We start from the raw sequence: 354 nt of genomic DNA, 5'->3' as shown, positions 1-354 counted from the left end.
TCGGCAACGGCTGTCCGCCCCATTCATTGAGCCAGCGTAAAGCTTCGGCCTCAGCCACCGCAAAGCGCCGCGTGCTAACAGCAATCGGTCGCGGCAAAACCTTGACCGATACTTCCATCAACAATCCCAGCGTCCCCAGCGACCCAGTCAGCAAGCGCGAAACGTCATAACCGGCAACGTTCTTCATCACTTGTCCGCCAAAGCGCAAGACATCGCCCTTGCCATCCATGAGCACCACGCCCAAGACAAAATCGCGTAATCCTCCCACCGCCTGTCGAGCAGGACCAGACAAACCGCTGGCAACATCGATTCGTGCTTGTCCGTGGTACTCGGCATAGAACTACTGAGTCGGAG

General features: G+C 57.6%; 1 pseudogene. It reads right to left on the bottom strand.

Features of this window, described 5'->3' with window-relative positions:
- Positions 1-304 (bottom strand): annotated as a pseudogene (gene glcE, locus ACVBEF_RS21375) (glycolate oxidase subunit GlcE); the annotation flags it as partial.
- Between the last annotated feature and the right edge of the window lie 50 nt (positions 305-354).

Source organism: Glaciimonas sp. GG7, from assembly GCF_052976905.1.
The sequence above is the reverse complement of the archived record's forward strand: the minus strand, read 5'-3'. Positions and strand labels throughout refer to the sequence as shown.